The 23723-nt window shown below is 63.1% G+C and carries 22 protein-coding genes and 1 tRNA gene; 20 read left to right on the top strand and 3 right to left on the bottom strand.

The window, feature by feature from the left end; genetic code table 11:
* Positions 1-109 precede the first annotated feature (109 nt).
* Positions 110-469 (top strand): H-NS histone family protein, encoded by a 360-nt coding sequence (locus AC22G6_RS10330; protein WP_108950978.1) that lies wholly within the window; start codon positions 110-112, stop codon positions 467-469.
* Positions 470-523: 54 nt separating this feature from the next.
* Here the strand turns inward: AC22G6_RS10330 and AC22G6_RS10325 are convergent, their stop codons facing one another.
* A complete protein-coding gene (locus tag AC22G6_RS10325; protein WP_108950977.1) occupies positions 524-901 on the bottom strand; it encodes a dihydroneopterin aldolase in 378 nt (125 codons plus the stop codon).
* 111 nt (positions 902-1012) lie between these two features.
* Here AC22G6_RS10325 and plsY point away from each other — a divergent pair, with 111 nt between their 5' ends.
* Entirely contained in the window at positions 1013-1609 is a 597-nt protein-coding gene (plsY, locus tag AC22G6_RS10320; RefSeq protein WP_487366718.1) for a glycerol-3-phosphate 1-O-acyltransferase PlsY, read from the top strand.
* A 27-nt stretch (positions 1610-1636) separates the two neighbouring features.
* Here the strand turns inward: plsY and tsaD are convergent, their stop codons facing one another.
* Positions 1637-2665, bottom strand: a complete 1029-nt coding sequence (gene tsaD, locus AC22G6_RS10315; RefSeq protein WP_487366717.1) for a tRNA (adenosine(37)-N6)-threonylcarbamoyltransferase complex transferase subunit TsaD — start codon at positions 2663-2665, stop codon at positions 1637-1639.
* A 147-nt stretch (positions 2666-2812) separates the two neighbouring features.
* Between tsaD and rpsU the strand changes: the two genes are divergently transcribed.
* The 5 genes from rpsU (at position 2813) to AC22G6_RS10290 (ending at position 7642) form a co-directional block, all read left to right on the top strand.
* Positions 2813-3025 (top strand): 30S ribosomal protein S21, encoded by a 213-nt coding sequence (rpsU, locus tag AC22G6_RS10310; RefSeq protein ID WP_002924646.1) that lies wholly within the window; start codon positions 2813-2815, stop codon positions 3023-3025.
* 84 nt (positions 3026-3109) lie between these two features.
* Positions 3110-4921, top strand: a complete 1812-nt coding sequence (gene dnaG, locus AC22G6_RS10305; protein ID WP_487366716.1) for a DNA primase — start codon at positions 3110-3112, stop codon at positions 4919-4921.
* A 48-nt stretch (positions 4922-4969) separates the two neighbouring features.
* A complete protein-coding gene (rpoD, locus tag AC22G6_RS10300) occupies positions 4970-6979 on the top strand; it encodes an RNA polymerase sigma factor RpoD (protein ID WP_487366715.1) in 2010 nt (669 codons plus the stop codon).
* Between the two features lie 37 nt (positions 6980-7016).
* Positions 7017-7095, top strand: a tRNA-Ile gene (locus AC22G6_RS10295).
* A gap of 232 nt (positions 7096-7327) precedes the next feature.
* Entirely contained in the window at positions 7328-7642 is a 315-nt protein-coding gene (locus AC22G6_RS10290; RefSeq protein ID WP_487366714.1) for a DUF5710 domain-containing protein, read from the top strand.
* A 151-nt stretch (positions 7643-7793) separates the two neighbouring features.
* Here AC22G6_RS10290 and AC22G6_RS10285 read toward each other — a convergent pair whose 3' ends face one another.
* Complete coding sequence (locus tag AC22G6_RS10285; protein WP_487366713.1) at positions 7794-11018, bottom strand: bifunctional diguanylate cyclase/phosphodiesterase; 3225 nt, start codon at positions 11016-11018, stop codon at positions 7794-7796.
* A 162-nt stretch (positions 11019-11180) separates the two neighbouring features.
* Here AC22G6_RS10285 and thiL point away from each other — a divergent pair, with 162 nt between their 5' ends.
* From thiL to AC22G6_RS10220, 13 genes are all read left to right on the top strand, one after another.
* A complete protein-coding gene (thiL, locus tag AC22G6_RS10280; RefSeq protein ID WP_487366712.1) occupies positions 11181-12140 on the top strand; it encodes a thiamine-phosphate kinase in 960 nt (319 codons plus the stop codon).
* The gene (locus AC22G6_RS10275; RefSeq protein ID WP_234418930.1) at positions 12133-12624 is read left to right on the top strand and encodes a phosphatidylglycerophosphatase A family protein; all 492 of its coding nucleotides are present in this window, start codon (positions 12133-12135) and stop codon (positions 12622-12624) included. The genes thiL and AC22G6_RS10275 overlap by 8 nt, the downstream gene beginning before the upstream one ends.
* Before the next feature lie 4 nt (positions 12625-12628).
* Positions 12629-13147, top strand: a complete 519-nt coding sequence (locus AC22G6_RS10270; protein ID WP_487366711.1) for a CinA family protein — start codon at positions 12629-12631, stop codon at positions 13145-13147.
* Positions 13148-13175: 28 nt separating this feature from the next.
* Complete coding sequence (gene recA / locus AC22G6_RS10265) at positions 13176-14213, top strand: recombinase RecA (RefSeq protein ID WP_108950968.1); 1038 nt, start codon at positions 13176-13178, stop codon at positions 14211-14213.
* A gap of 29 nt (positions 14214-14242) precedes the next feature.
* Entirely contained in the window at positions 14243-14692 is a 450-nt protein-coding gene (gene recX / locus AC22G6_RS10260; RefSeq protein ID WP_487366710.1) for a recombination regulator RecX, read from the top strand.
* Positions 14679-15401 carry an LPS export ABC transporter ATP-binding protein gene (lptB, locus tag AC22G6_RS10255; protein ID WP_108950966.1) on the top strand — a complete coding sequence of 241 codons (723 nt, stop codon included), beginning with the start codon at positions 14679-14681 and terminating at the stop codon, positions 15399-15401. Before recX ends, lptB begins: the two co-directional genes overlap by 14 nt.
* A 25-nt stretch (positions 15402-15426) precedes the next feature.
* Positions 15427-16881 carry an RNA polymerase factor sigma-54 gene (locus tag AC22G6_RS10250; protein WP_487366709.1) on the top strand — a complete coding sequence of 485 codons (1455 nt, stop codon included), beginning with the start codon at positions 15427-15429 and terminating at the stop codon, positions 16879-16881.
* A 17-nt stretch (positions 16882-16898) separates the two neighbouring features.
* A complete protein-coding gene (gene hpf, locus AC22G6_RS10245) occupies positions 16899-17222 on the top strand; it encodes a ribosome hibernation-promoting factor, HPF/YfiA family (protein ID WP_108950964.1) in 324 nt (107 codons plus the stop codon).
* Positions 17223-17355: 133 nt separating this feature from the next.
* Complete coding sequence (ptsN, locus tag AC22G6_RS10240; RefSeq protein ID WP_108950963.1) at positions 17356-17841, top strand: PTS IIA-like nitrogen regulatory protein PtsN; 486 nt, start codon at positions 17356-17358, stop codon at positions 17839-17841.
* A complete protein-coding gene (hprK, locus tag AC22G6_RS10235; protein WP_487366708.1) occupies positions 17810-18772 on the top strand; it encodes an HPr(Ser) kinase/phosphatase in 963 nt (320 codons plus the stop codon). Before ptsN ends, hprK begins: the two co-directional genes overlap by 32 nt.
* Before the next feature lie 89 nt (positions 18773-18861).
* Positions 18862-20406, top strand: coding sequence for a threonine ammonia-lyase, biosynthetic (gene ilvA, locus AC22G6_RS10230; RefSeq protein ID WP_487366707.1), 1545 nt, complete (start codon positions 18862-18864; stop codon positions 20404-20406).
* 252 nt (positions 20407-20658) lie between these two features.
* Positions 20659-21438: a substrate-binding periplasmic protein gene (locus tag AC22G6_RS10225; protein WP_487366706.1), complete on the top strand. Its 780-nt coding sequence runs from the start codon at positions 20659-20661 to the stop codon at positions 21436-21438.
* A 13-nt stretch (positions 21439-21451) separates the two neighbouring features.
* The gene (locus AC22G6_RS10220; protein ID WP_487366705.1) at positions 21452-23716 is read left to right on the top strand and encodes a diguanylate cyclase; all 2265 of its coding nucleotides are present in this window, start codon (positions 21452-21454) and stop codon (positions 23714-23716) included.
* The last annotated feature ends 7 nt before the right edge of the window (positions 23717-23723 follow it).

Below are 23723 nucleotides of genomic sequence, written 5' to 3'. Positions count from 1 at the left end.
CGTTTTATTTTCAGCATGGTTTGCTGTCAGAATACGCCCGTGCAATTGCATTAAACAGCAGGATCAACATCCCCACATTCAAGGTGTGGACATAAGCCGGAGAGAAATCATGGAACTTGGCAATCTGTCGCTGACCGAATTGCGCCGCCTGCAATCGAAAGTTGAAACCGAAATTCGGCGCCGCAGCGACACTGCGCGACGCGACCTGATCAAGCGCATGCAGAAGATGGCAGCCGAGCAAGGTCTGTCGCTCGATGACGTGCTCGGCACGTCGAGCCCGGAGAAGGGTGCGGCAAAGCCGGCTAAGGCAGCCAAAGCACCGAAGGCGAAAAAGCCCGCCAAGGTCAGCGTCATCAAGTATCGCAACCCGGCCAACCCGGATCAGGGCTGGAGCGGTCGCGGCCGCAAGCCGCAGTGGGCACTCGACTGGCTCGCGCAAGGCAAGTCGATCGAAGAACTCGCGGTCTGAGAATTCACGCAAATTCAAACCCGGCTACGCCGGGTTTTTTTACGTCCCTCTATTTCAGCTCATTCCAGGCGGCAGGGTAACGCCTTCCCTTCCGCGCTGAATGAATACGCCAACCCGACGCACACCTTTCATCACACCGATCTTAGCGATGCGAATCTTTACCCACGGCGCACCGAACTCCTCGAACAGCAGGTTCACGACGAATTCGCCAAGTGTCTCGATCAGATTGAAGTGGCGCTCGGCCAATTCCCCCCGGATACGCTCGATCACTTCCGCATAATTGATCGTATCCGCAATGTCGTCCTGCTCCGCGGCGGCATCGGGCACCCCGAAGGTCAGATGCAGCTCGACTGTCTGCGGCGCGATCTTCTCTCGCGGATAGATGCCCACCCAGGCCTGCACCCGCAACTCTTCGATGAAGATGAAATCCATGTCGTTTCCCGATTAGAATCGCCGCAATTCTAGCCGGATGCTCAGGCTGCTTGCGCACGATGTGTGGCGCGAATCACAAGACCACCTGAACTCAGGGGTCACGGAGAAATGATGTCTGTCCTGCTTTTGCTTGTTGCTGCCTACCTGCTCGGCTCCATTCCTTTTGCGCTGGTTTCCAGCCGTCTGTTCGGCCTGCAGGATCCGCGCAGCTACGGTTCGGGCAACCCCGGCGCGACCAACGTATTGCGCAGCGGCAACAAGGCCGCGGCAGCCGTCACCCTGATTGGCGACTGCGTCAAGGGCTGGGTTGCGGTATCGATTGCACTCAAGCTGGGCTTCACTGCACCTGAAGCGGCGCTTGCCGGCTTTGCCGCCTTCCTTGGCCACGTATTCACGATTTTCCTGCGCTTCAACGGTGGCAAGGGGGTCGCCACCGCACTTGGCGTACTGGCCGGGATCGACTGGCGGATTGCGCTTGCCTGCCTTGCAGCCTGGCTGCTGATCGCCGCTGCGAGTCGATACTCGTCGGCTGGCTCGCTTGGGGCAGCCATTGTCTCGCCGATTGCCGGCTACCTGCTGCTGGGCGCAAATCCGGTCATCGCCGTGCTGCTTGCCATGAGCGCGGTGCTGATCTGGCGTCACGCCGCCAATATCCAGCGTCTGCTGGCCGGCACCGAAGGCCGGCTGGGCAGCAGCAAGAAAGGCTGAGTTACCCCCACTTGCCAGCCTCAAGAACTACCCTCCGGCTGGCGTCAGCAGTTCTGCGAGCGGCCAGCGCGGCCTGATCCGCACGCCAGGCGCCTGCTCCGGACGAGCACCGCCAGCGAGACGCAACGCGCCCGCAAAGGCAATCATCGCGCCGTTGTCGGTGCACAGCGCAGGTTCGGGGTAGTACACCCGGGCCCCGCGGCGGCGCGTCGCGCTATCGAGCCCCGCACGCAACTGCACGTTGGCACCCACGCCACCTGCCACGACCAGCGACTTCAGCCCCGTCTGCTTCAATGCCGCCAGCGACTTCGCGGTCAGCACTTCCACTACCGCCTGCTGAAAATCCGCGGCCAGATCCGCCGCCCACTCGGCTTGCCATCCGGGCCCCGAGACCACATTAAGAACGGCAGTCTTCAGGCCGCTGAAGCTGAAGTCCAGGTCTCCCGAATGCAGCATCGGCCGCGGCAGCTTGAAGCGCCCGGGGGTCCCCTGCAGCGCCAGCGCAGCCAGCTGGGGGCCGCCCGGATATCCGAGCCCGATCAACTTCGCCGTCTTGTCGAAGGCCTCGCCTGCGGCATCGTCGAGCGATTCGCCAAGCAGCGTGTAGGCACCGACGCCGGTCACCGCCATCAACTGCGTGTGCCCGCCCGACACCAGCAAGGCGACAAAGGGAAAATCCGGTGGGTCCGCAGCAAGCAGTGGCGACAGCAGGTGCCCCTCAAGGTGATGCACGGGGAGCGCCGGAATGCCGGCCGCCATCGCCATCGACTCGGCCACGCTCGCACCCACCAGCAAGGCGCCTGCAAGACCGGGCCCTGCCGTGTAAGCGATGGCGTCTATTGCTCCGATATCGAGGCCGGCCTCGGCCAGGGCCTGCCGCACCAGGACGGGCAGACGCCGGATGTGATCGCGCGAGGCGAGTTCGGGCACGACCCCGCCGTACAACGCGTGCAGATCGATCTGCGAATGCAGGCTCTGCCCAAGCAAACCCGCCTCGGTGTCATACACAGCAACGCCTGTTTCGTCGCACGATGTCTCGATACCCAGTACCTTCATTCCCTGCATTCCCGGTCGTCAATGCGCCATTTTACCTTCCGGCGAGGGCTTTTTCGGCAATGAAACACACCAAGATGCTTGCCAGAGTCTGACTAACCCGCTATATTTGCGATCTTTCTGCCCTCCAGACACTCAAGGAAGTAAGCAATGCCGGGTATCCGCGTCAAGGAAAACGAGCCGTTTGAAGTCGCTATTCGTCGCTTCAAGCGCACGATCGAGAAGACCGGTGTGCTGACTGAGCTGCGCTCGCGTGAGTTTTACGAAAAGCCCACCGCCGAGCGCAAGCGCAAGCTGGCCGCCGCGGTGAAGCGCAATCACAAGCGCCTTCGCAGCCAGACGCTGCCGCCGAAGCTCTACTGATCCCGCACCGGTTTTTTACCGGTTGCCTGCACGCCGGGCGAAGATCTTCATGATCTTCGCCCGGCGTGATATTTTTTCTGTTCGATGATTCCTCAGTCTTTCGTTCAGGATCTGCTCGCCCGCGTCGACATTGTCGACGTCATCGAGCGCTACCTGCCTCTCAAAAAGAGTGGCGCGAATTATTTCGCCTGCTGTCCGTTCCACGGCGAAAAATCAGCCTCCTTCTCCGTCAGTCCAAGCAAGCAGTTCTATCACTGCTTCGGTTGCGGCGTGCACGGGAGCGCAATTGGCTTCCTGATGGAGTACAGCGGCCTCGGCTTCGTTGACGCGGTCAAGGAACTTGCAAACCAGGCCGGGGTTCAGGTGCCGGACGACGGCAAGCCGGGCCAGAACGCACTTGACGACGGCAATGCCAAGCTCGTCGATGCCATGGCAGAAGCTGCGCGCTTCTACCGGGATCAGCTCAAGCACGCCCCCGAAGCAATCGACTACCTCAAGCGCCGCGGCCTCTCCGGCGAGGTTGCCGCCCGCTTCGGCATCGGCTTCTCTCCCGATGAGTGGCAGGCACTCCAGCGCGTCTTTCCCGACTATCAGAGCAAGCACCTGGCTGAAGCCGGACTGGTCATCGACAACGACCAGGGCCGGCGCTACGACCGGTTCCGCCACCGGATCATGTTTCCGATCCACGACCGGCGGGGCCGCATCATCGCCTTTGGCGGCCGCGTGCTCGACAGCGGCGAACCCAAGTACCTCAACTCGCCGGAAACGCCGCTGTTCGAGAAAGGACGCGAACTCTACGGCCTGTACCTGGCGCAGAAGGCCATTCGGGACGCCAGCTTCGCACTTGTCGTCGAAGGCTACATGGACGTTGTTGCGCTTGCCCAGTTCGGCGTAGACAACGCGGTCGCCACCCTTGGCACGGCGACCACCCCCCACCACATCACCACCCTGCTGCGCCACACCGACCGCATCGTATTCTGCTTCGACGGCGACGCCGCAGGCCGCCGGGCCGCATGGCGCGCACTCGAGAACGCACTCGAAGTGCTGCGCGACGACACCACGCTCGCTTTCCTGTTTCTGCCTGCCGAACACGACCCCGACTCCTTCGTGCGCAAGGAAGGCGCAGACGCCTTCCGCAAGGCCGCCGCGAGCGCATCGCCGCTGGCCAGTGTATTGCTACAGGAACTCAAGGAGCGCTGCGAACTGGACACCGCAGAGGGACGTGCGCGCCTGATCCATGAATCGCGCCCGCTGGTCACGCGCATTGCCGCACCGATGCTCCGCCTGCAAGTTATCAAGTCGATTGCCGAAGCCGCCGAGATGACGCAGACCGAGGTTGAGCTTGCGTTCGGATTCAAGCCGGCTGCACCACCGCGACAGAGCTTCCAGAAGCAGGACTTCAAGCGCGGACCGCGCCGGACCGAGCCGCTTCGCCCACAAGGCCGACGCAAGCCGCCATCGACCATCGGCACCCTGCTGCGCCTCATTCTGCAACACCCCGAGCGCGCAGCACGACTGCCGATCGACCTCATCCCGGACGACTCCGCAGAGGGCCGCGCGATGATCGCCATCATCGACCTGGTCAGCCTCGGCGAACCGATCCCGGCCGGCGGACTTGGCGCACTGATCGAACGTTTTCGCGACACGCCGCACGGCGACACGCTGGCCAGACTGGGAACGGAACAGGACGAATCGGAGTTCGAAGAGTCCGTTGTCGAAACCCTGTTCGAGGACACCTTGCGCAAGCTGCAAGGCGACGCAATTGCCCGCGAGATCACCGAACTGCTGGAACTGTCGAAGCAGGGAGCGCTCTCAGCGGGTGACCGACACCGCCTGTCTGAACTTCTGCTGGAAAAACGGAACCTTGCCAGCGCAGGCAAAGTCTCAGATCTATAGTATAATTTTCGGTTTACCCATTTATTTCGCCCTGATTCGAGGAGTGCCATGGCACGCGAGAAAGCCAAGGATACGCGCAAGGACAGCCCGAAAGGTCGCACTGCCAAGGCCAAGGCCAAGGACAAGCTCGCGCTGATCATCGAAAGCCCGGAAATTGCGCCGCTTGATGCCGAGGTCCGTCGCACGCGACTGAAGACCCTGATTACCCTCGGCAAAGAGCGTGGCTATCTCACCTACGCCGAGATCAGCGACCACCTTCCTGACGATGTCGCCGATGCCGAGCAGATCGAAGGCATCATTGCAACGTTCAACAACATGGGCATTCAGGTCTACGACGCAGCCCCCGCTGCCGAAGATCTGCTCATGTCGGACAACGTCGCCTCCACGGTGGACGAGGACGTCGCCGAGGAAGAAGCCGAGCAGGCACTGTCGACCGTCGACTCCGAATTCGGCCGCACGACCGACCCTGTGCGCATGTACATGCGTGAAATGGGCACCGTCGAGCTGCTGACGCGTGAGGGCGAAATCGAGATCGCCAAGCGTATCGAGGACGGCCTCAAGCACATGGTTCTGGCCATTGCTGCGTGCCCGACCACGATCGCCGAGATGATCGACATTGCCGACAAGGTCATCCGCGAGGAGATGCGCATCGACGAAATCGTCGATGCCGTGATCGACCCGAACGCGCCGACCGCCGAAGAAACCGCCGCCGCGGCAGCCGAGGCAGCTGAGGAAAGCGCCGACAGCGACAGCGACGATTCGGACGACAACGACAACGACGACGACAGCGACGACGACAGCGACGGCGACAGCGAAGGCGCAGCCAATGCAGCGTCGCTGCTGCAGCTGAAGACCGATGCGCTGGCCCGTTTCGAAGCCATCCGCAGCCACTACGAGCAGATGATGAAGGTGCTCGCGGACAAGGGCTCGCAGGACAAGGCTTACCTTGAGTACCAGCAGCTGATCTCTGAGGAACTGATCAACATCCGCTTTACCGCGAAGTCGATCGAGCGTCTGTGTGACTCCGTTCGCCGCATGGTTGAGCAGGTGCGTGGCCACGAGCGCCACATTCTGCAGCTGTGCGTCAATCGCGCAGGCATGCCGCGTCAGCACTTCATCAAGATTTTCCCTGGTCACGAAACCGACTCCGACTGGATCGACAACGAGCTCGCCTCGAACAAGAACTATGTCGACGCCCTGTCGCGCGTACATCCGGCGATCACCGAAGAACAGGCGAAGCTGCTCGACCTGCAGGACAAGATCGGCATCCCGCTGAAGGAGCTGAAGGACATCAACCGTCAGATGTCCACCGGCGAAGCGAAGATGCGCCGCGCCAAGCGCGAGATGACCGAAGCCAACCTGCGCCTCGTGATCTCGATCGCCAAGAAGTACACCAACCGCGGCCTGCAGTTCCTCGACCTCATTCAGGAAGGCAACATCGGCCTGATGAAGGCCGTCGACAAGTTCGAATACCGTCGCGGTTACAAGTTCTCGACCTACGCCACCTGGTGGATCCGTCAGGCCATCACGCGTTCGATCGCCGACCAGGCACGCACCATCCGTATCCCGGTGCACATGATCGAAACGATCAACAAGATGAACCGCATCAGCCGTCAGATCCTTCAGGAAACCGGCGCCGAGCCTGATCCGGCAACGCTGGCCGAAAAGATGGAGATGCCGGAAGACAAGATCCGCAAGATCATGAAGATCTCCAAGGAGCCGATCTCCATGGAGACGCCGATCGGCGACGACGACGACTCGCACCTTGGCGACTTCATCGAGGACACCGCAACCCTGGCGCCTGCCGAAGCTGCGATGTACTCGGGCCTGCGTGATGCCACCGGTGAAGTGCTCGACTCCCTGACCCAGCGCGAAGCCAAAGTGCTGCGCATGCGTTTCGGCATCGAGATGAACACCGACCACACGCTGGAAGAAGTCGGCAAGCAGTTCGACGTCACCCGCGAGCGGATCCGTCAGATAGAAGCGAAGGCCCTTCGCAAGCTGCGTCACCCGAGCCGTTCGGAGAAGCTGCGCAGCTTCCTCGACAGCGACGCGTAACACGCTATCGCCTGTCAGGTACCCCTGACAGGTAAAAGGGCCTCTAGCTCATGCCTGGTTAGAGCAGCGGACTCATAATCCGTTGGTGCTGGGTTCGACTCCCAGGGGGCCCACCAAAGAATCAAGGGGTTAGAGATCATTTCTCTAACCCCTTTTCTTTTTTGCGGCATTCTTGCTGCAATAGAACCGTTGCTGGCGATACCTGCCCTCGCACGAACAAGGCGGAAGATGGCAGGATCACGGGTCGGACCGCACGAGTCATCGCAATCAGGCCTTCAACGCCGGCTGAGTCGCGCTTCACTGGCTCTGACTTACTTTCACTCGCACAGGAGATCTGGAGATGTCGGCATGAGGACCAACCTGCAAGTGCCCTTTGCTGAAAAGGATGAGGCCAAACAACTCGGCGCGCGCTGGGATCCGAAAGGTCGCGTGTGGTACGTCAAGGACGCAGCCGACCTGACGCCTTTTGCGCGATGGCTCACGGCCTCCGCACAACAGCCGAAGCCTGCCTCTGGCGCGAAGCCGGATGCCCGTGGCCACACGCAGCCGTCCCCTGTACTCAACACCGGCGCTGGGTTTTTCGTGCTGGCGTGCGACTGCCTTCCATGGGAAGGGTGCGCGAAGTGCCAGGACGCGATTAAGAAGCACGGCTGGGGCGCGTGACGCCAGCCTCACCGCAGCCATGACGACTGAAGCGCCCCAGTGGCGGAGCGTGGCACAACCGCCATCAACCGCCAGCGCATGCATCAGGCCACAGCCAGCTGTCGTTCAAGGGCACACGGATGTCCGGTTTTCAGGGCGCGGCCCCGCTTTCTCAGGCAGCGAGAAAGTCGGCACCCGGCACCGGACGACCCAGCAGATAGCCTTGCAACTCGTCACACCCGAGCTCCACGAGCTGATTGCGCTGCGCCTCCATTTCGACGCCTTCGGCAATCACCCGCATCCCCAGGCTGTGGGCAACCGCGATGATGGCGGACACAATCGCAACCCCGCTCTTCCCTGTCAGCATGGCGCGCACGAAGGTCTGATCGACCTTCAGTGTGTCGATAGGGAAGTGCTGTATGTACGCAAAACTCGAATAGCCAGTACCGAAGTCGTCCAGCGCAATCGTGACCCCGAGCCCCTTCAGACGCCTGAGCATTTCCTCGGCCTGATCCACCTTGCCCATCAGCATGCTTTCAGTGAGCTCCAACTCCAGCAGCGCCGGATCGAGGCCCGTCTCTTCGAGAATGGCCGCCACCCTCTCGGGCAGGTTTGCAGAACGAAACTGCCGTGCCGAGACGTTGACCGCCACGCGCAATGGCCGGCCCTCAACCTTCCAGGCCAGCGCCTGCTCGCAGGCTGTCCGCAACACCCATTCGCCGATCCGCTCGATCAGGCCGAGGTCCTCCGCCAGCGGAATGAAGCGTGCGGGCGAGATCGCGCCAAGCTCGGGGTGCGTCCAGCGCAACAAGGCCTCCGCGGCAATGACCTGGCCCGTGGTAGCACTTGCCTGCGGCTGGTAGGCCACTGACAGCTCGCCGTTCCCCAGCGCGTGGCGCAGCGCCTGCTCGAGCATCAGCCGGTCCTGCACCTGCTCATTCATCTCCGAGGTAAAGAAACGTATGGCATCGCGCCCAGCCGCCTTGGCCTGATACATCGCGATGTCAGCACGCTTGAGGAGCGTCTCGTCCTCATCACCATCGCGCGGAAAGAGGCTGACCCCGATGCTGGTCGTGACAAAGAACTGCCGACCTTCGATTTCGACCGGGGCGGTCAGAATCTGCTGCAGCCGGCACAGCACCGCATAGGCCTGCTCCTCACCATCGAGATCGGGAAGCAGCACGACGAACTCATCGCCCCCCTGACGGGCTGCCGTATCGCCGTCCCGGAGCACGCTCCGCAAACGTTGCGCAACCTCGCACAGCAGCCGGTCACCCATGCGATGACCGAGGTCGTCATTGATGCGTTTGAAGTGATCCAGATCGAGATAGGCAACCGCCAACACACACTGGTGGCGCTTTGCGGTGATGATCGCCTGCTCCAGCCGGTCATCCAGCAAAGCACGGTTGGGGAGGCCGGTCAGTGGATCGAAATGCGCCTGATGCTCGAGTTGCTGAAGATAGCGCATGCGCTCGGTGACATCCTTGATCACCAGTACCACGCAGTCGCTATCCTTCCCCCGAACCGGTTCAATCGCGCACTCGGACCAGAAACTCGCCCCGTCGGCCCCGACCCCTTCGAGTTCGAGCACCGACTCGCGCAGGGAACCGAGCGCGCCCTCCAGCGCCGCGACGCCACCCCGATCGAGAACGCCAAGCACGTCCGACGTGCGCCCGATGAGTTGCTCCCGCGACAGCGCAAGGATTTTCTCGGCGGCCGGATTGACATCGCGAATCACGAAAGCACCGTCTTCGGCATGCAGGATGAGCACGCCGTCACGTGTCGTCTCGATCGCACGCTCGCGCAGGATCAGCGCACGTTCTGCGGCCTTGCGCGCCACCTCGCTGCGCAGGCTCATCAGACCGTAGCCAAGATCCTCCGCCAGCTCCTTGAGCAGTGCGACACCACCGCGATCGAGGTCGCGAACGCTGCTTGCGCCGATGGACAGCACGCCCAGCAGGCGCTCTCCTCCGTGCAGCGGAAAGGCAATCATGGCCTCGCACCCATCCTGCACCGCGGCATCCCTCAACACCGGATCGAAGTCCTCGCCTGATGTCAGGTGCACCGGCTCGCCCGCCTGCAACGCACTCAACGCTGGTGCCCGTTCCAGCCCCTCGCCCTCATCCAGCACCGCGCACAGCCGCCGCCCTTCGCCTTCCGACGCAACACGCCTGAGTCTGCCGTCGGCCTCCACACAGTCGATCATGGCCAGCCGGAACCCACCTGTATGCACCAGAATGCGACAGATGGCTGAGACCAGGGCCGACTCGTCCTCGGAATGAACGAGCGCCTCGTTCCCTCTGCTCAGGGTACGGAGCGTGCGCTGCAAACGCAGCATCGGCCGCATCACCATGCGCTCTATGGTGACTTTCAGGCCGACCATCAGAAAGACAGCCATCAGCACCATGGCCACGCCAACGGCGTAGCGCAGCCGCACCGCGCTGCGGCCAAACTCCTCGACGTAGCCACTGGCGCCCACGACCCAGTCCAGCGACTCGCTGTGCTCGAACGCCACCAGCTTGCTGCGGGGTTCGGTTTCTCCACGCTCCAGGTTCTGCCAGTCGTAGGCGATCACACCCTGCTGACTAGCAAGCATGTTCGAGACGAGTTGCTCGCCGACATCATTGAGTGGAGACCGGGGGTCATCGCCCTTCTGAAGCGGGTGGGAGATGAAGTGGCCGTAACTGGACCCGGGATTGGCATCGACGACGTAGAGATAGCCACTCTCTCCGATGACAAACGTTCGCAGCCGCTCACGCAAGGGTTTCAGGGCGCGGATGAGATCCACCCCGACCGCCATCGCGCCAACCAGCCGCCCCCCGCCATCACGCGCAGGAAGCACCTCAAGCAGATAGTGCCGATCCCGGATCATGACCCGGCCACGCCAGCGCTGCCCGGCTTCGAGCAAACTGACGGATGCGGGCTCAAGTTGGAGAACCGGCGCCACCACGTCATCCCCCCACTGCGTCGAGGCGATGACGCGAAATCCGTCGCGTTCGCGAGAGAGCACGGCCGCGAGCGTGCCGCGCAGATCACCGCCATAGCGCGCCAGCTCGGCAGACCGCTCACTCACCGGCACGCCGTCGATGAAGAACTCCGGCGCACTGCCTGCCTGCGGCGTCCCCGAGTAGGCGCCCCCAAAGCGCAAGGCCATCGCATCGGCAAGCTGGGTAAGGCCGTTCCCGAGCGTGGCGAACTGCGTCTCAATGAGATCGTGCGCCAGGCGGCTCAGGGCCTTGAGCTGCCGTTCGGCCTCGGCGCCGGACTGCTGCACCAGATAGCGGTCTCCCATGACGAGAACCGGCAGCATGACGATAGCGACGATCACGATGACGATCGCCAGCAACTTGCCACGGAGTCCTTTATGCGAGGTCTGAACCATCAAATATCCATTCATTTACCGCTTTGCACTGCATCTTACCCATTTTGGGGCATCGGCAGCGACGCAAGAAAGGCTTATTCCTCCTCAAAGACCATGATCGCAACAGTGCCGGGAGCGCCACACGACCAGCGAGTGCGGTAAGCTCGGGCGCCAACCCGAATTTTCCCGTTCAGATCCATGTCTTCCGAGTTCGAGCTGATCCACCGCCACTTCACCCGCCCCACGGCGCATACCGACCTTGCCGTCGGCGATGATGCGGCACTGATGCGCCCGCGCCCGGGCATGCAGCTGGCGGTATCGACCGACATGCTGGTGGCCGGCACGCATTTCTTCCCCGACACCGATCCGCACGATCTTGGCTGGAAGACGCTTGCGGTGAACCTGTCAGATCTAGCCGCCATGGGTGCGGAGCCGCGCTGGGCCTTTCTTGGCCTGACCCTGCCGGGCGCCGACGACACCTGGCTCGCGGCGTTTTCGGCGGGCCTGTTCGCCTGCGCATCGCACTACGGCGTTGATCTTGCCGGCGGCGATACCACACGCGGCCCGCTCACACTGAGCATCACCATCCTTGGCGAACTCCCTGCCGGCAAGGGCATCACGCGAGCTGGCGGTCATACCGGTGACGATATCTGGGTCTCCGGGCAGCCCGGACGGGCCGCACTCGGGCTCGCAGCCCTGCAACACAGGATAGACCTCGGCCCGACCGGACGTGAGCACTGCATTCGCGCCCTGCTGCACCCCACCCCCCGGGTCGAACTCGGCCTGGCGCTGCGCGGCGTCGCCAGCGCCATGCTCGATGTCTCGGATGGCCTGCTCGGCGATCTCGGCCATATCCTCGAGCGTTCGGACTGTGGCGCCGAAATCGACATTGCCCTGCTCCCTCTGGCCGAACTGCGTGCGACGGGGGCCGACGAGGCCCAGGCGCGGCGTGCGCTGCTCGCCGGTGGCGACGATTACGAACTGCTGTTCTGCACCCCCGCCGAGCGCCGTGACACCGTGCACAAGATCGCGCATGAGCAGGGCATTGCATTGCACCGCATTGGCCGCCTCACCAGCCGCCCCCGCCAGTTGATGCTGCGCGAGACCGATGGCCGCCTGCTTTCTCCCATGCTTTCCGGATACGACCACTTTGCCTGAAACACGCCCCACCACGCGCTTGCTGCTGAGCCACCCGGCCCATTTCATTTCACTCGGATTCGGCTCGGGGCTCTCGCCCAAGGCCCCGGGCACGGCCGGCACACTGCTGGCATGGCTGCTCTATCCCTTGCTGCGCACGCCGCTGTCGGAAGCGACCTTCCTCGCGCTGGTGTGCGCGCTCTTCGTTGCCGGCATTCTCGCGGCCGAGCGCACCGGACGCGCACTCGGCGCCTCCGATCACGGCGCCATCGTCTGGGACGAAATGGTCGCGATGTGGCTCGTCCTCGCCTTCACACCCGCAAGCCTGATCTGGCAGGCCGTTGCAGTGGCGCTGTTCCGCCTGTTCGACATCACCAAGCCACCGCCCATCCGCTGGGCCGACAGCCGGGTCAAGGGCGGTTTCGGGGTCATGCTCGACGACCTTCTTGCCGCGGGCTACACCCTGCTCTCGCTTGCCGTACTCGTTGCGATTTTCGGCGCCTGAACCCATGGACAACACGCTAGAACAACTCTCGGCCCGCGTCGGCGAGGCCCTGACCCGCAAGGGCTGGATGCTGGGCACCGCAGAATCCTGCACTGGCGGCTGGATTGCCGAGGTCGTCACCGCCACGGCGGGCAGCTCGACCTGGTTCGACCGCGGCTTCATCACCTACTCGAACGCAGCGAAGATCGACATGCTCGACGTCGGCACCGGGACGCTCGCTGCGCATGGCGCGGTGAGTGAAGCCACGGTTGCGGAGATGGCTGCCGGCGCCCTGAAGCACAGCCTTGCCAGTATTACCGTCGCGGTTTCAGGTATTGCCGGGCCCGGCGGCGGCAGTGCGGCGAAGCCGGTGGGCACGGTTTGCATCGCCACTGCGCTGCGCCGGGGCGATGTATTCCCCACCACCCGCCACTTCGACGGCGACCGCGAAGCCGTGCGGCGGCAGACCGTCATCGCCGCACTTGAAGAGGTCCTTCGCTTTACCGATTCGGACAGCAGCATCTCAGCAAGCTCTGTGCCATAATTCGCGTCTCACTCAGGAAGGACCACTCATGGACGACAACAAGGCCAAGGCGCTTGCCGCCGCGCTCTCTCAAATCGAGAAGCAATTCGGCAAGGGCTCGATCATGCGGATGGGCGACGGCAGTATCGAGCGCGACATCCAGACCGTCTCCACCGGCTCGCTCGGGCTGGACATTGCCCTCGGCCTGGGCGGCCTGCCGCGTGGCCGTGTAGTCGAGATCTACGGTCCGGAATCGTCCGGCAAGACCACGCTGACCCTCCAGGTCATCGCCGAAATGCAGAAGCTCGGCGGCACCGCATCCTTTATCGACGCCGAGCATGCGCTCGACGTGGGCTACGCCGAGAAACTCGGCGTCAACATCGACGACCTGCTGATTTCCCAGCCCGACACCGGTGAGCAGGCGCTCGAAATCGCCGACATGCTGGTGCGTTCGGGCGGCGTGGACATCGTCGTCATCGACTCCGTCGCCGCACTGACCCCGAAAGCCGAAATCGAAGGCGAGATGGGCGACCAGCTGCCGGGCCTCCAGGCACGACTGATGTCGCAGGCGCTGCGCAAACTGACCGCCAACATCAAGCGCACGAACACGCTCGTGATCTTCATCAACCAGATCCGGATGAAGATCGGCGTCATGTTCGGCAGCCCCGAAACCACCACCGGTGGTAACGCGCTCAAGTTCTACGCTTCGGTCCGCATGGATATCCGGCGTACCGGTGCCATCAAGAAGGGCGACGAAGTCGTTGGCTCCGAAACGCGCGTCAAGGTCGTCAAGAACAAGGTCGCGCCGCCGTTCAAGGAAGCGCACTTCGACATTCTCTACGGAGAAGGCATCTCCCGCGAAGGCGAGATCATCGACCTCGGCGTGACTTACAAGATCGTCGACAAGTCCGGCGCCTGGTATTCGTACAACGGCGACAAGATAGGCCAGGGCAAGGACAACTCACGCGAGTTCCTGCGCGCAAACCCGGCGCTGGCTCGCGAAATCGAGAACAAGGTTCGCGCAGCGGTCGGACTCGGCGAAATGGCCGCGCTCGGTGGCGCGGCACCCGTCGCTTCCGAAGCCTGATCTCCGCCCCGTCCGGACGCTGACCCCTGATGGGCGAGCCGAGTCTGCGCGAACGCGCGCTGCGCCATCTCGCCCGTCGGGATCACTCGCGGGCGGAGCTTGCGCGCAAGCTGTCTCCATATGGCAGCGCCGAGGAGATCGAAGCCGTACTGGTTCGCATGAGCGAACTCGAACTGCTCTCCGACACCCGTTTTGCCGAAGCGTGGGTTCGCAGCAAGGCTGCCCGGTTTGGCAGCCAGCGGCTGCGCCACGAGCTCGCGAGGCGTGGCGTATCGAAGGACTTGATCGACGAGGCCATCGAGAGCGAATGTGTGGAATCCGAACTCGACCGCGCCCGTGCAGTGTGGCAGTCTAGATTTGGCCTCGCACCTGACGATCGCCGCGAATGGGCGCGCCAGGCGCGTTTCCTGCAAACCCGTGGTTTTTCCACTGACGTGATCTGCAAACTGTTGAAAGAAGCCCCCGATGAGTCTGCTTAAGGTCACCGGCCTGCAAAAGCGCTACAAGGCGCGCACAGTCGTCCATGATGTTTCGTTCGAGGTTGGCTCGGGCGAAGTGGTCGGCTTGCTGGGCCCCAATGGCGCAGGCAAGACAACCTGCTTCTACATGATCGTAGGTCTGGTGCGCGCCGACGGCGGCGAGATTACGCTCGACGACGCACGCCTGACCGATCTGCCGATCCACGCTCGCGCACGCCTGGGGCTGTCCTATCTGCCGCAGGAAATGAGCGTGTTCCGCAAGCTCACGGTCGCCGAGAACATTCGTGCAGTGCTCGAGCTCCGCGGGCTGCCGGTGGCGCAGATCGACGAACGCCTGGAAGAGTTGCTCGAAGAACTTGGCATTGCGCACCTGCGCGACAACACCGCCATCTCGCTGTCAGGCGGAGAACGCAGACGGTGCGAGATTGCACGTGCGCTTGCCACCGACCCGCGCCTCATCCTCCTGGACGAGCCTTTCGCAGGGGTCGACCCGATCGCCGTACTCGACATCCAGAAGATCATCCGCTTTCTGAAGGAGCGCAACATCGGCGTGCTGATCACCGACCACAACGTGCGCGAGACGCTCGGCATCTGTGACCGCGCAACCATCATTACCGACGGCCGCGTGCTTGCCAGCGGCAAGCCGCCCGAGATCATCGCCAACGAACAAGTGCGCCAGGTCTACCTCGGCGAACACTTCCGCCTCTGATTCCGGCACGCCCCCGACTGGCATCATGAAACCAACCCTTCAGCTCAAGCTCTCGCAGCACCTGACGCTCACCCCGCAGCTGCAGCAGTCCATCAAACTGCTGCAGCTCTCCACGCTCGAGCTCAACCAGGAAATCGAACGCTTTCTGCTGGAGAACCCGATGCTCGAGCGTGAGGACGGCGACGGCAGCGACTTCGCACCGTCCGCTGTCGGCAACGATGCGCAGCCCGCAACCGAGACCCCGCGCGAGACCAGCACCGAGACCACCCAGGAAGCCGAGCCCCGAAACGAGAACGAATCGGCCGACTTTGACGAAGGCATGGACTGGTCAGGCACCGGCAGCGGCGCCAGCAGCAAGAGCGACGACGACGAGGACAGCGACTTCCAGGAATTCCAGGCCGCAGGCACCTCGCTGCGCGACTATCTCGATCAGCAGGTTGCCCTGTCCCCGCTGACGGACCGTGACCGCATGCTGGTGCGCTTCATCATCGAAGCGCTCGATAGCGACGGCTACCTGCACCAGGAGCTCGAAGACCTGCTCGAACTGCTCCCGCCCGAACTCGACTACGACCTCGACGACCTCGCGATTGCCCTGCGGCACGTGCAGCAGCTCGAACCGGCGGGCATTGGCGCACGCACCCCCCAGGAGTGCCTCGGCCTGCAGCTGCGCGCCATGCCTGCAGGCAGCTGCCGCGACCTGGCGCTGGTCATCGTCGAACAGCACCTCGAGCTGCTGGCCGAACGCAACTTTGCAAAGCTCAAGCGCCTCACCGGGTGCGACGACGACGCCCTGCGCGATGCTCAGGCGCTGGTGTGCCGCCTCGACCCGCATCCGGGCTCGCAGCATTCCAACGAAGAAACCCGCTACGTCCTGCCCGATGTCGTGGTGCGCAAGATCCGCAACCGGTGGACGGTGTCGCTCAACGCCGAAGCCATGCCGCGCCTGCGCATCAACCAGCTCTACGCCAGCCTGCTGCAGCAGAACCGCGGCCAGGGCGGCGGTCTGACCGGCCAGCTGCAGGAAGCACGCTGGCTGATCAAGAACGTACAACAGCGCTTTGATACCATTTTGCGTGTATCTCAGGCCATCGTTGACCAGCAGCGACAGTTCTTCGATCATGGCGAGGTGGCAATGCGTCCATTGACCCTCAGGGAGATCGCGGACCAGCTCGAGCTGCATGAATCAACCGTATCGCGCGTCACCACCCAGAAGTACATGGCGACGCCGCGCGGCGTATTCGAACTCAAGTATTTTTTCGGCAGTCACGTTGCCACCGACACCGGTGGTGCGGCTTCTTCCACAGCGATTCGTGCCTTGATTCGCCAGCTGGTGGACGCCGAAGACAGAAAGAAACCCCTGTCCGACGCAAAGATTGCCGATCTGTTGGGCCAGCAGGGTATCGTGGTCGCGCGGCGCACAATCGCCAAATACCGCGAATCACTCAATATCCCGCCGGTCAGTCTGCGTAAAACGCTTTGATACCAAGAGGAGTTAACATGAATCTCAACATCACCGGACACCACGTTGAAGTGACACCGGCCATCCGCGAGTACGTCTCCGGCAAGCTTGACCGCGTGATCCGTCACTTCGACAACGTTACCAGCGTGAACGTGATCCTTTCCGTTGAGAAACTCGACCAGAAGGCTGAAGTCACCGTGCACGTGCGCGGCAAGGACATTCACGTCGAAAGCGCCGACGCCGACCTCTACGCTGCCATCGATGCGATGACCGACAAGCTCGATCGCCAGGTGCTCAAGTACAAGCAGAAGAGCACCGATCACCACCACGACTCGCACAAGCACCAGACTCCCGAGGCGTGATTTTTCACCAGGCCTTTCGGACCCGGGTGAAGTTATAATCCGCCGCTCAATTTGGCGGTCCGGCTTTGCCCGGGCCTGAGAGACCTTTCAGCGTTGCGTCCGCTCCGGCGGCGTTGCGTGAGCCCCAAAGCGCATGAGCCTCATCTCCCAACTCCTGCCACTTTCGAACGTGGTTGCCGACCTCGACGCCAGCAGCAAGAAGCGCGTCTTCGAACAGGCCGGCCTGTTGTTCGAAAACAATCAGGGCATCGCCCGCAGCATGGTGTTTGACAGCCTGTTTGCGCGCGAACGCCTTGGATCGACCGGCCTCGGCCAGGGCATTGCCATTCCCCACGGCCGCATCAAGGGCCTGAAGGACGCAGCCGGCGCGTTTCTCCGTCTAGAAGCCCCGGTGCAGTTCGATGCGCCCGATGGTCGTCCGGTGAACATGCTGTTTGTCCTGCTGGTACCCGAACAGGCCAACGAAACCCACCTTCAGCTCTTGTCGGAGCTGGCGCAGATGTTCAGCGATCGCAGCTTCCGCGAACAGCTGCAGGCCGCACCCGACGCACAGGCGCTCCACACCCTGTTCAACGACTGGGGTACCGATGCGACAAACGAGCCTCTCGCAGCTGTATGAAGACAACCGCGAACGTCTGCAGCTGACCCATGTCAGCGGCAGTATCGACGCGGTTCTCTCTGTTGCCGAAGAGCGCATCTGGCCAGCCGACCTGATTGGCCACCTCAACCTGATTCACCCTACCCGCCTGCAGATCCTCGGCGCAGCCGAGCTGGCCTGGGCGCAGCGGCAGTCACGTGACAAGGTCGCGCACCACCTCAACGACATTCTGTCAGCACACCCGCCGGCCTTCATCCTGGCCGACGGCTGCGAAGTGCCCAACATCGTCCATGGCGTCTGTGCGGCGCACAACGTCGGGCTGTTCACAACCCCGCAGCCGGCTGCCGGGGTCATCGACCAGTTGCGCCTTTACCTGTCGCGACAGCTCGCTGAAAAGGTGTCGCTGCACGGCGTGTTCATGGACGTGCTCGGACTTGGCGTGTTCATCACCGGCAACTCCGGTGCAGGCAAATCCGAGCTTGCGCTGGAGCTGATCTCGCGCGGTCACGGCTTGGTTGCCGACGATATCGTCGAATTCTCGCGGATCGCACCCAGCGTGCTCGAGGGCCGCTGCCCCGAACTGCTGCAGGACTTCATCGAGGTGCGCGGACTCGGCATTCTCAACATCCGCACCATCTTTGGCGAAACCGCCTGCCGCCGCAAGATGCGCCTGCGGCTGATCTGTCACCTCGAACGTCGCCAGCCCGGCCAGGACGACCCAAGCCGGCTGCCCATGCAGCGCGAGCAACAGAACATCCTCGGCGACGCGATTCCCCGTGTCACCCTGCCGGTTGCCGCCGGTCGCAACCTTGCGGTCCTGCTCGAGGCCGCGGTGCGCTCGACCATTCTGCAGCTGCGAGGGGTGGACTCCACCCAGGAGTTCATCGAGCGCCAGATCAAACTGCTCGAAGCCGACCAGCCGGACGGCACCGCCTCCGACCGCCCCGGTTAAGGGCAATCCCTCTTGCGCCGCGATGTTTTTTCGGGCACTGCGCTTGCCGCAGTGCCGCATCGACTGCTACCCTCAGTCCCTTTACCGCAGTGCCCTCGCACAAAGCCAAAGCCATGACCGCCGCAAGCCCGGATTATCTGGAACGTATCCTCAACGCCCAGGTGTACGACGTCGCCATCGAGACGCCACTGGATTTCGCCAGCAATCTCTCCGCCCGAATTCACAATCAAGTGTATTTCAAGCGCGAAGACATGCAGCCGGTGTTCAGCTTCAAGCTGCGCGGTGCGTACAACAAGATGGTCAAGCTGTCGCCGCAGGCTCTGCAGCGCGGGGTCATCTGTGCTTCGGCGGGCAATCATGCCCAGGGTGTGGCGCTGTCGGCGAACAAGCTCGGGGTCCGTGCGGTCATCGTCATGCCCAGCACCACGCCGCAGATCAAGATCGACGCGGTCAAGGCCAGGGGTGGTGAAGTCGTACTGGTGGGCGAGTCCTACTCCGACGCCTACGCCCACGCGCTCGAACTGGAGAAGGCCGAGAAGCTTACCTTCGTCCATCCTTTCGACGATCCGGATGTGATTGCGGGCCAGGGCACCATCGGCATGGAAATCCTGCGCGCCCACCCGCAGCCTATCCACGCAGTGTTCTGCTGCGTGGGCGGCGGCGGCCTGATTTCCGGTGTCGCAGCCTACATCAAGCGTTTGCGCCCGGAGACCCGGATCATTGGTGTCGAAGCGGTCGACGCCGACGCAATGACGCGCTCGCTGGCCGCAGGCAGGCGGGTCGCGCTCGATCAGGTGGGCATCTTTGCCGATGGCGCTGCCGTCAAGGAAGTGGGCCGCGAAACCTTCCGCCTGTGTCAGCAGTACGTCGATGAGATGATCCTGGTCGATAACGACGCAATCTGCGCCGCGATCAAGGACGTGTTCGAGGACACCCGCTCGATTCTCGAGCCCGCCGGCGCACTCGCGGTTGCAGGCGCCAAGGAGTACGCGCGCCGCAACAAGCTGCGCGACAAGCACCTGGTCGCGATCGCCTCCGGCGCCAACATGAACTTCGACCGTCTGCGCTTCGTGGCCGAGCGTGCAGAGCTTGGCGAGCAGCGCGAAGCCGTGCTCGCGGTCACCATTCCGGAACACGCAGGCTCCTTCCGCAAGTTCTGCAGCCTGCTCGGCAACCGCAACATCACCGAGTTCAACTACCGTTATGCGGACACCGAGAAGGCTCACATCTTTGTCGGCGTGACCGTACATAACCGCAACGAAGCCACGCGACTGGTGGAAATGCTGGCCCGTCACGATCTGCCGGCAGTTGACCTGACCGACGACGAACTGGCCAAGACCCACGTTCGCTACATGGTCGGCGGGCGCGCGCCGCAGGCAACGAACGAAGTGATCTACCGCTTCACCTTCCCCGAGCGCCCGGGCGCCCTGATCAACTTCCTGTCCAATCTGCGTTCGGACTGGAACATCAGCCTCTTTCACTATCGCAACCACGGCGCCGACTTTGGCCGGGTCCTGGTCGGCATGCAGGTTCCGCCGGAAGACAACGGCGCCTTCGATGCATTCCTCGAGCGCCTCGGTTACGAGTATGTCGACGAGACTGCGAACCCGGCCTACCGCATGTTCCTGTCATGAGCATGGCAGGATGGCAGACGCCATCCTGCCCGCACGCCTCGCACCAGGCCGGCTGCTGTCACATTCCGGCGCTTGATAACTTAGTCCTTTTGTAATAGAAATGAGCTTGCCGGAGCCGATCCGGCGACATGCGCACCCCGTCGGCGTGACGAAGGCGCGCGCCCCTGCAGCGCTGTGCCACTGAGGCGCGCAGCTGCATTGAGGATACCCGTGACCTCCCCGTTCCGTCTTCAACTTGCTCGCTGGCTTCTCGTGCTCCTCGGCACCACCCTCGCTCAGGGCATCGCCTTCGACGCGCACGCGCATCAAAGCCGTCTTGATCGCATCCTCGACGAGAAGCGCGTCCGCGTCTGCATCTGGCCAGAGTATTTCGGGATGACATACCGGGATCCGGCGACCCACGAGTTACGCGGGATCGACATCGATCTCGCGCTTGAGCTTGGCCGGGAACTGAATGTCGGCGTCGAATTCGTCGACAGCAGCTTTCCGCGCCTGACGAAGGACTTGCTCAACGATAACTGCGACGTCGCGATGTTTGGTGTCGGGATCACGGCCGAGCGCGCGGAAGAGCTTCGGTTCACCTCCCCTTACCTTGCGAGCGACATCTATGCGGTTGCCCCGCGCAGCAGCCGGCGAATCAATCAGTGGGACGACATTGATCAGCCGGGGGTTATCGTGGCCGTCGCCAAAGGCACGATCCATGAACAAGTCATGATCGACAAGCTTCGCCACGCCAGGCTTGCGGTACTGGGATCGCCGCACGCGCGTGAGGAGGCCGTCGAATCCGGGCGTGCCGACGTGTTCATCACCGACTACCCGTTCGGCCATCGCATGGTCGACAGGTCAGACTGGGCGCGCCTGATTTCGCCCGGCACGCCTTACCACATCACCCCCTACGCATGGGCTGTCGCACCGGGTGACGCCCCGTGGTTCAAGCGGCTCGAAACCTACCTCCGTGCGATAAAGCACGATGGCCGCCTGGTACGCGCCGCGCGGCGTCACGGGCTCGAGCCCATCGTCATCACCCGCTGAGCGCAGCCGCCAGATGAACGCACGACGCCGCAGGCGCCTCGCTGACTTCGGTTTCTTTGGCCTGCTGAGCGTCTGCGCGCTTTTGGCCTGGGCCGGTTTCGAGTACCACTTTTCGCGTGTTCTGGAAGACGTACGCACTGCGCACGAACAGATTTCGCAGCGCGACACCCGCCACCTGAACACGCACATCGGACATCTGCTACGGAACGTCGATCTCAACCTGAGCTCGCTGGGAAGCGCCATCACCACCGCTGAGCAATCACCTGAATGGACCAGGCAGCTCGACTCCGTGATCCGGCACATCCCCTACCTGCGCTCGCTCTCGGTGGTCGACGCAGACGGCAAGGTCATTGCGAGCACCACCCCCGAGAATCTGGGAGCCGTACTCAGTCTCGACAGCTACCACCCCAGCAATCGTGCACCCGGAGACGTCCTCCAGATCGGCCCGCCACACGCCGGACGCGATCTTGCCGACGCTCGACCGACAGGCGACCCGCAGACGCCGACACCCGACCAGGGCTTTATCCCGATCGCACGTTCGTTCGGATCGGGAGACGCGCGCCCGCTTACGCTGCTCGCCACCCTGGAGCTCGACTACCTCCGACGCATTCTCGCCGATTTCAGAACCACGCCTGGCGATCGCATCAGCCTCTTCCGGCTCGGCGGAATGCGGCTGCTCGATACCTCAGTCGCGGACGCAGCGCTGCAGCAGGTCGAACAAGCGCTCGCCCTGCGCTGGCAGGGTGGGGAAACCGCCGGAACGCAGACACTTGACGGCGAACAGGGGCGCCAGGTTGTAAGCTACCAGCTCAATGAACGTCTTCCCATCGCGGTGATCAGCAGCAGCGCGCTCGACGAGGCGCTCGCAGACGCGTATGCCGAAAGCCGCAGCAGCGCGCTCGTTTTCCTGCCGCTGAGCTTGCTCGGACTCGGCGGTGCGCTGGCCGCCTATCTGTATTTCCGCCGCGCGGGGCAGCATGAACGAAGCCTGCGCCGCCGCGCGGAAGCGCGCCGCCACCTTCTCGAAAGTGCGCTCAACGCGAGCGCCACCGCCGTTGTCATCACTGGCACCGACGCGCGCATCGAGTGGGCCAATCCGGCCTTCACCGCCCTCACCGGCTTTGAACTGAGCGAGGCGATCGGGCGCATGCCCAAGGAGCTGGTGCGCTCCGGCCAGCAAAGCCGCGAGTTCTACGAAAGCATGTGGAACACCATTCTCTCGGGTGCGGTCTGGCGCGGGGAACTCGTTAACCGGCGCAAGGACGGCAGCCTGTATGACGAGGCGCTCACGATCACCCCCGTGCGCAATGAACTTGGCGATCTGTCGCATTTCATTGCCATCAAGGAAGACGTCACCGCCGCCCGCGCCGCGCGCAAGGATCTGCAGGCCGCCTACGCCCGGCTGCAGACCGTGGTCGACCACTTCCCCGGCGCGGTGATCATGGAAGACATGCAGGGACAGATCACGCTGCTCAACGACAAGGTCTTCGAGCTCATGAATATTCCGCGCCCGCCAGGTGACCTTGCGGGCACCTCGATCAATGACCTCACCCTCGCCGCCAGCAAGCTCAGCCTGGATCCGACGACGTTTGCACAACGGCTCGACATGCTGCGCGAGCGCGCACAGACCGTCTATGGCGAAGAGCTGGCACACCGCGACGGGCGCTGGATTGAGCGTGACTTCATTCCGATCCGGAGCACAGGAAGCACTGACGCGCTGCTGGGCTTCCTGCGCGTCTATCGCGATGTGAGCGCGCGCAAGCAGCAGGAGAAAGCCCTGTGGCTGCTTGCCACCACCGACCCGCTGACGGGTGTTCGCAACCGACGCGCGTTTCTGGACAAGGTGGATGCGGAACTGGTTCGGGTGCGCCGCTACCGCAACGACGCGGCGCTGATGATGCTGGACCTCGATCACTTCAAGCGCGTCAATGACCTGCACGGCCATGCGGCGGGCGATGCCATGCTGTGCCACGTTGTAGGGCTTGCACACTCGCTGCTGCGCGCATCCGACCTCATCGGCCGCCTCGGCGGCGAGGAGTTCGCGATCCTGTTGCCGGCCACCGGTCTGCAGGGAGCGCTCGAACTGGCCGAACGCCTGCGCAGCACGCTTGAGAACACCCCGCTGGTCTACCAGAACCGCGACATCGGCGCGACGACCAGCATCGGCGTCAGCCTGCTGCTGCCTGGCGACAGCAGTGCGGAGATGATTCTTGCCCGCGCCGATAGCGCGCTCTACGCCGCCAAGCACAACGGCCGCAACCGGGTGGAGCAGGCCTGAAGCCCAT

The sequence above is a fragment of the Parazoarcus sp. PS-13 R2A genome (assembly GCF_057621855.1).
The sequence above is the reverse complement of the archived record's forward strand: the minus strand, read 5'-3'. Positions and strand labels throughout refer to the sequence as shown.

What these genes read in the sequence shown, in the direction of transcription:
- hpf (WP_108950964.1), top strand. Translation starts at nt 16,899, where the DNA reads ATGAATCTCAACATCACCGGACACCACGTTGAAGTGACACCGGCCATC.
- AC22G6_RS10270 (WP_487366711.1), top strand. Translation starts at nt 12,629, where the DNA reads ATGGACAACACGCTAGAACAACTCTCGGCCCGCGTCGGCGAGGCCCTG.
- AC22G6_RS10220 (WP_487366705.1), top strand. Translation starts at nt 21,452, where the DNA reads ATGAACGCACGACGCCGCAGGCGCCTCGCTGACTTCGGTTTCTTTGGC.
- ptsN (WP_108950963.1), top strand. Translation starts at nt 17,356, where the DNA reads ATGAGCCTCATCTCCCAACTCCTGCCACTTTCGAACGTGGTTGCCGAC.
- plsY (WP_487366718.1), top strand. Translation starts at nt 1,013, where the DNA reads ATGTCTGTCCTGCTTTTGCTTGTTGCTGCCTACCTGCTCGGCTCCATT.
- AC22G6_RS10325 (WP_108950977.1), bottom strand. Translation starts at nt 901, where the DNA reads ATGGATTTCATCTTCATCGAAGAGTTGCGGGTGCAGGCCTGGGTGGGC.
- dnaG (WP_487366716.1), top strand. Translation starts at nt 3,110, where the DNA reads ATGATTCCTCAGTCTTTCGTTCAGGATCTGCTCGCCCGCGTCGACATT.
- tsaD (WP_487366717.1), bottom strand. Translation starts at nt 2,665, where the DNA reads ATGAAGGTACTGGGTATCGAGACATCGTGCGACGAAACAGGCGTTGCT.
- lptB (WP_108950966.1), top strand. Translation starts at nt 14,679, where the DNA reads ATGAGTCTGCTTAAGGTCACCGGCCTGCAAAAGCGCTACAAGGCGCGC.
- AC22G6_RS10330 (WP_108950978.1), top strand. Translation starts at nt 110, where the DNA reads ATGGAACTTGGCAATCTGTCGCTGACCGAATTGCGCCGCCTGCAATCG.
- thiL (WP_487366712.1), top strand. Translation starts at nt 11,181, where the DNA reads ATGTCTTCCGAGTTCGAGCTGATCCACCGCCACTTCACCCGCCCCACG.
- AC22G6_RS10250 (WP_487366709.1), top strand. Translation starts at nt 15,427, where the DNA reads ATGAAACCAACCCTTCAGCTCAAGCTCTCGCAGCACCTGACGCTCACC.
- AC22G6_RS10290 (WP_487366714.1), top strand. Translation starts at nt 7,328, where the DNA reads ATGAGGACCAACCTGCAAGTGCCCTTTGCTGAAAAGGATGAGGCCAAA.
- rpsU (WP_002924646.1), top strand. Translation starts at nt 2,813, where the DNA reads ATGCCGGGTATCCGCGTCAAGGAAAACGAGCCGTTTGAAGTCGCTATT.
- AC22G6_RS10285 (WP_487366713.1), bottom strand. Translation starts at nt 11,018, where the DNA reads ATGAATGGATATTTGATGGTTCAGACCTCGCATAAAGGACTCCGTGGC.
- recX (WP_487366710.1), top strand. Translation starts at nt 14,243, where the DNA reads ATGGGCGAGCCGAGTCTGCGCGAACGCGCGCTGCGCCATCTCGCCCGT.
- hprK (WP_487366708.1), top strand. Translation starts at nt 17,810, where the DNA reads ATGCGACAAACGAGCCTCTCGCAGCTGTATGAAGACAACCGCGAACGT.
- recA (WP_108950968.1), top strand. Translation starts at nt 13,176, where the DNA reads ATGGACGACAACAAGGCCAAGGCGCTTGCCGCCGCGCTCTCTCAAATC.
- rpoD (WP_487366715.1), top strand. Translation starts at nt 4,970, where the DNA reads ATGGCACGCGAGAAAGCCAAGGATACGCGCAAGGACAGCCCGAAAGGT.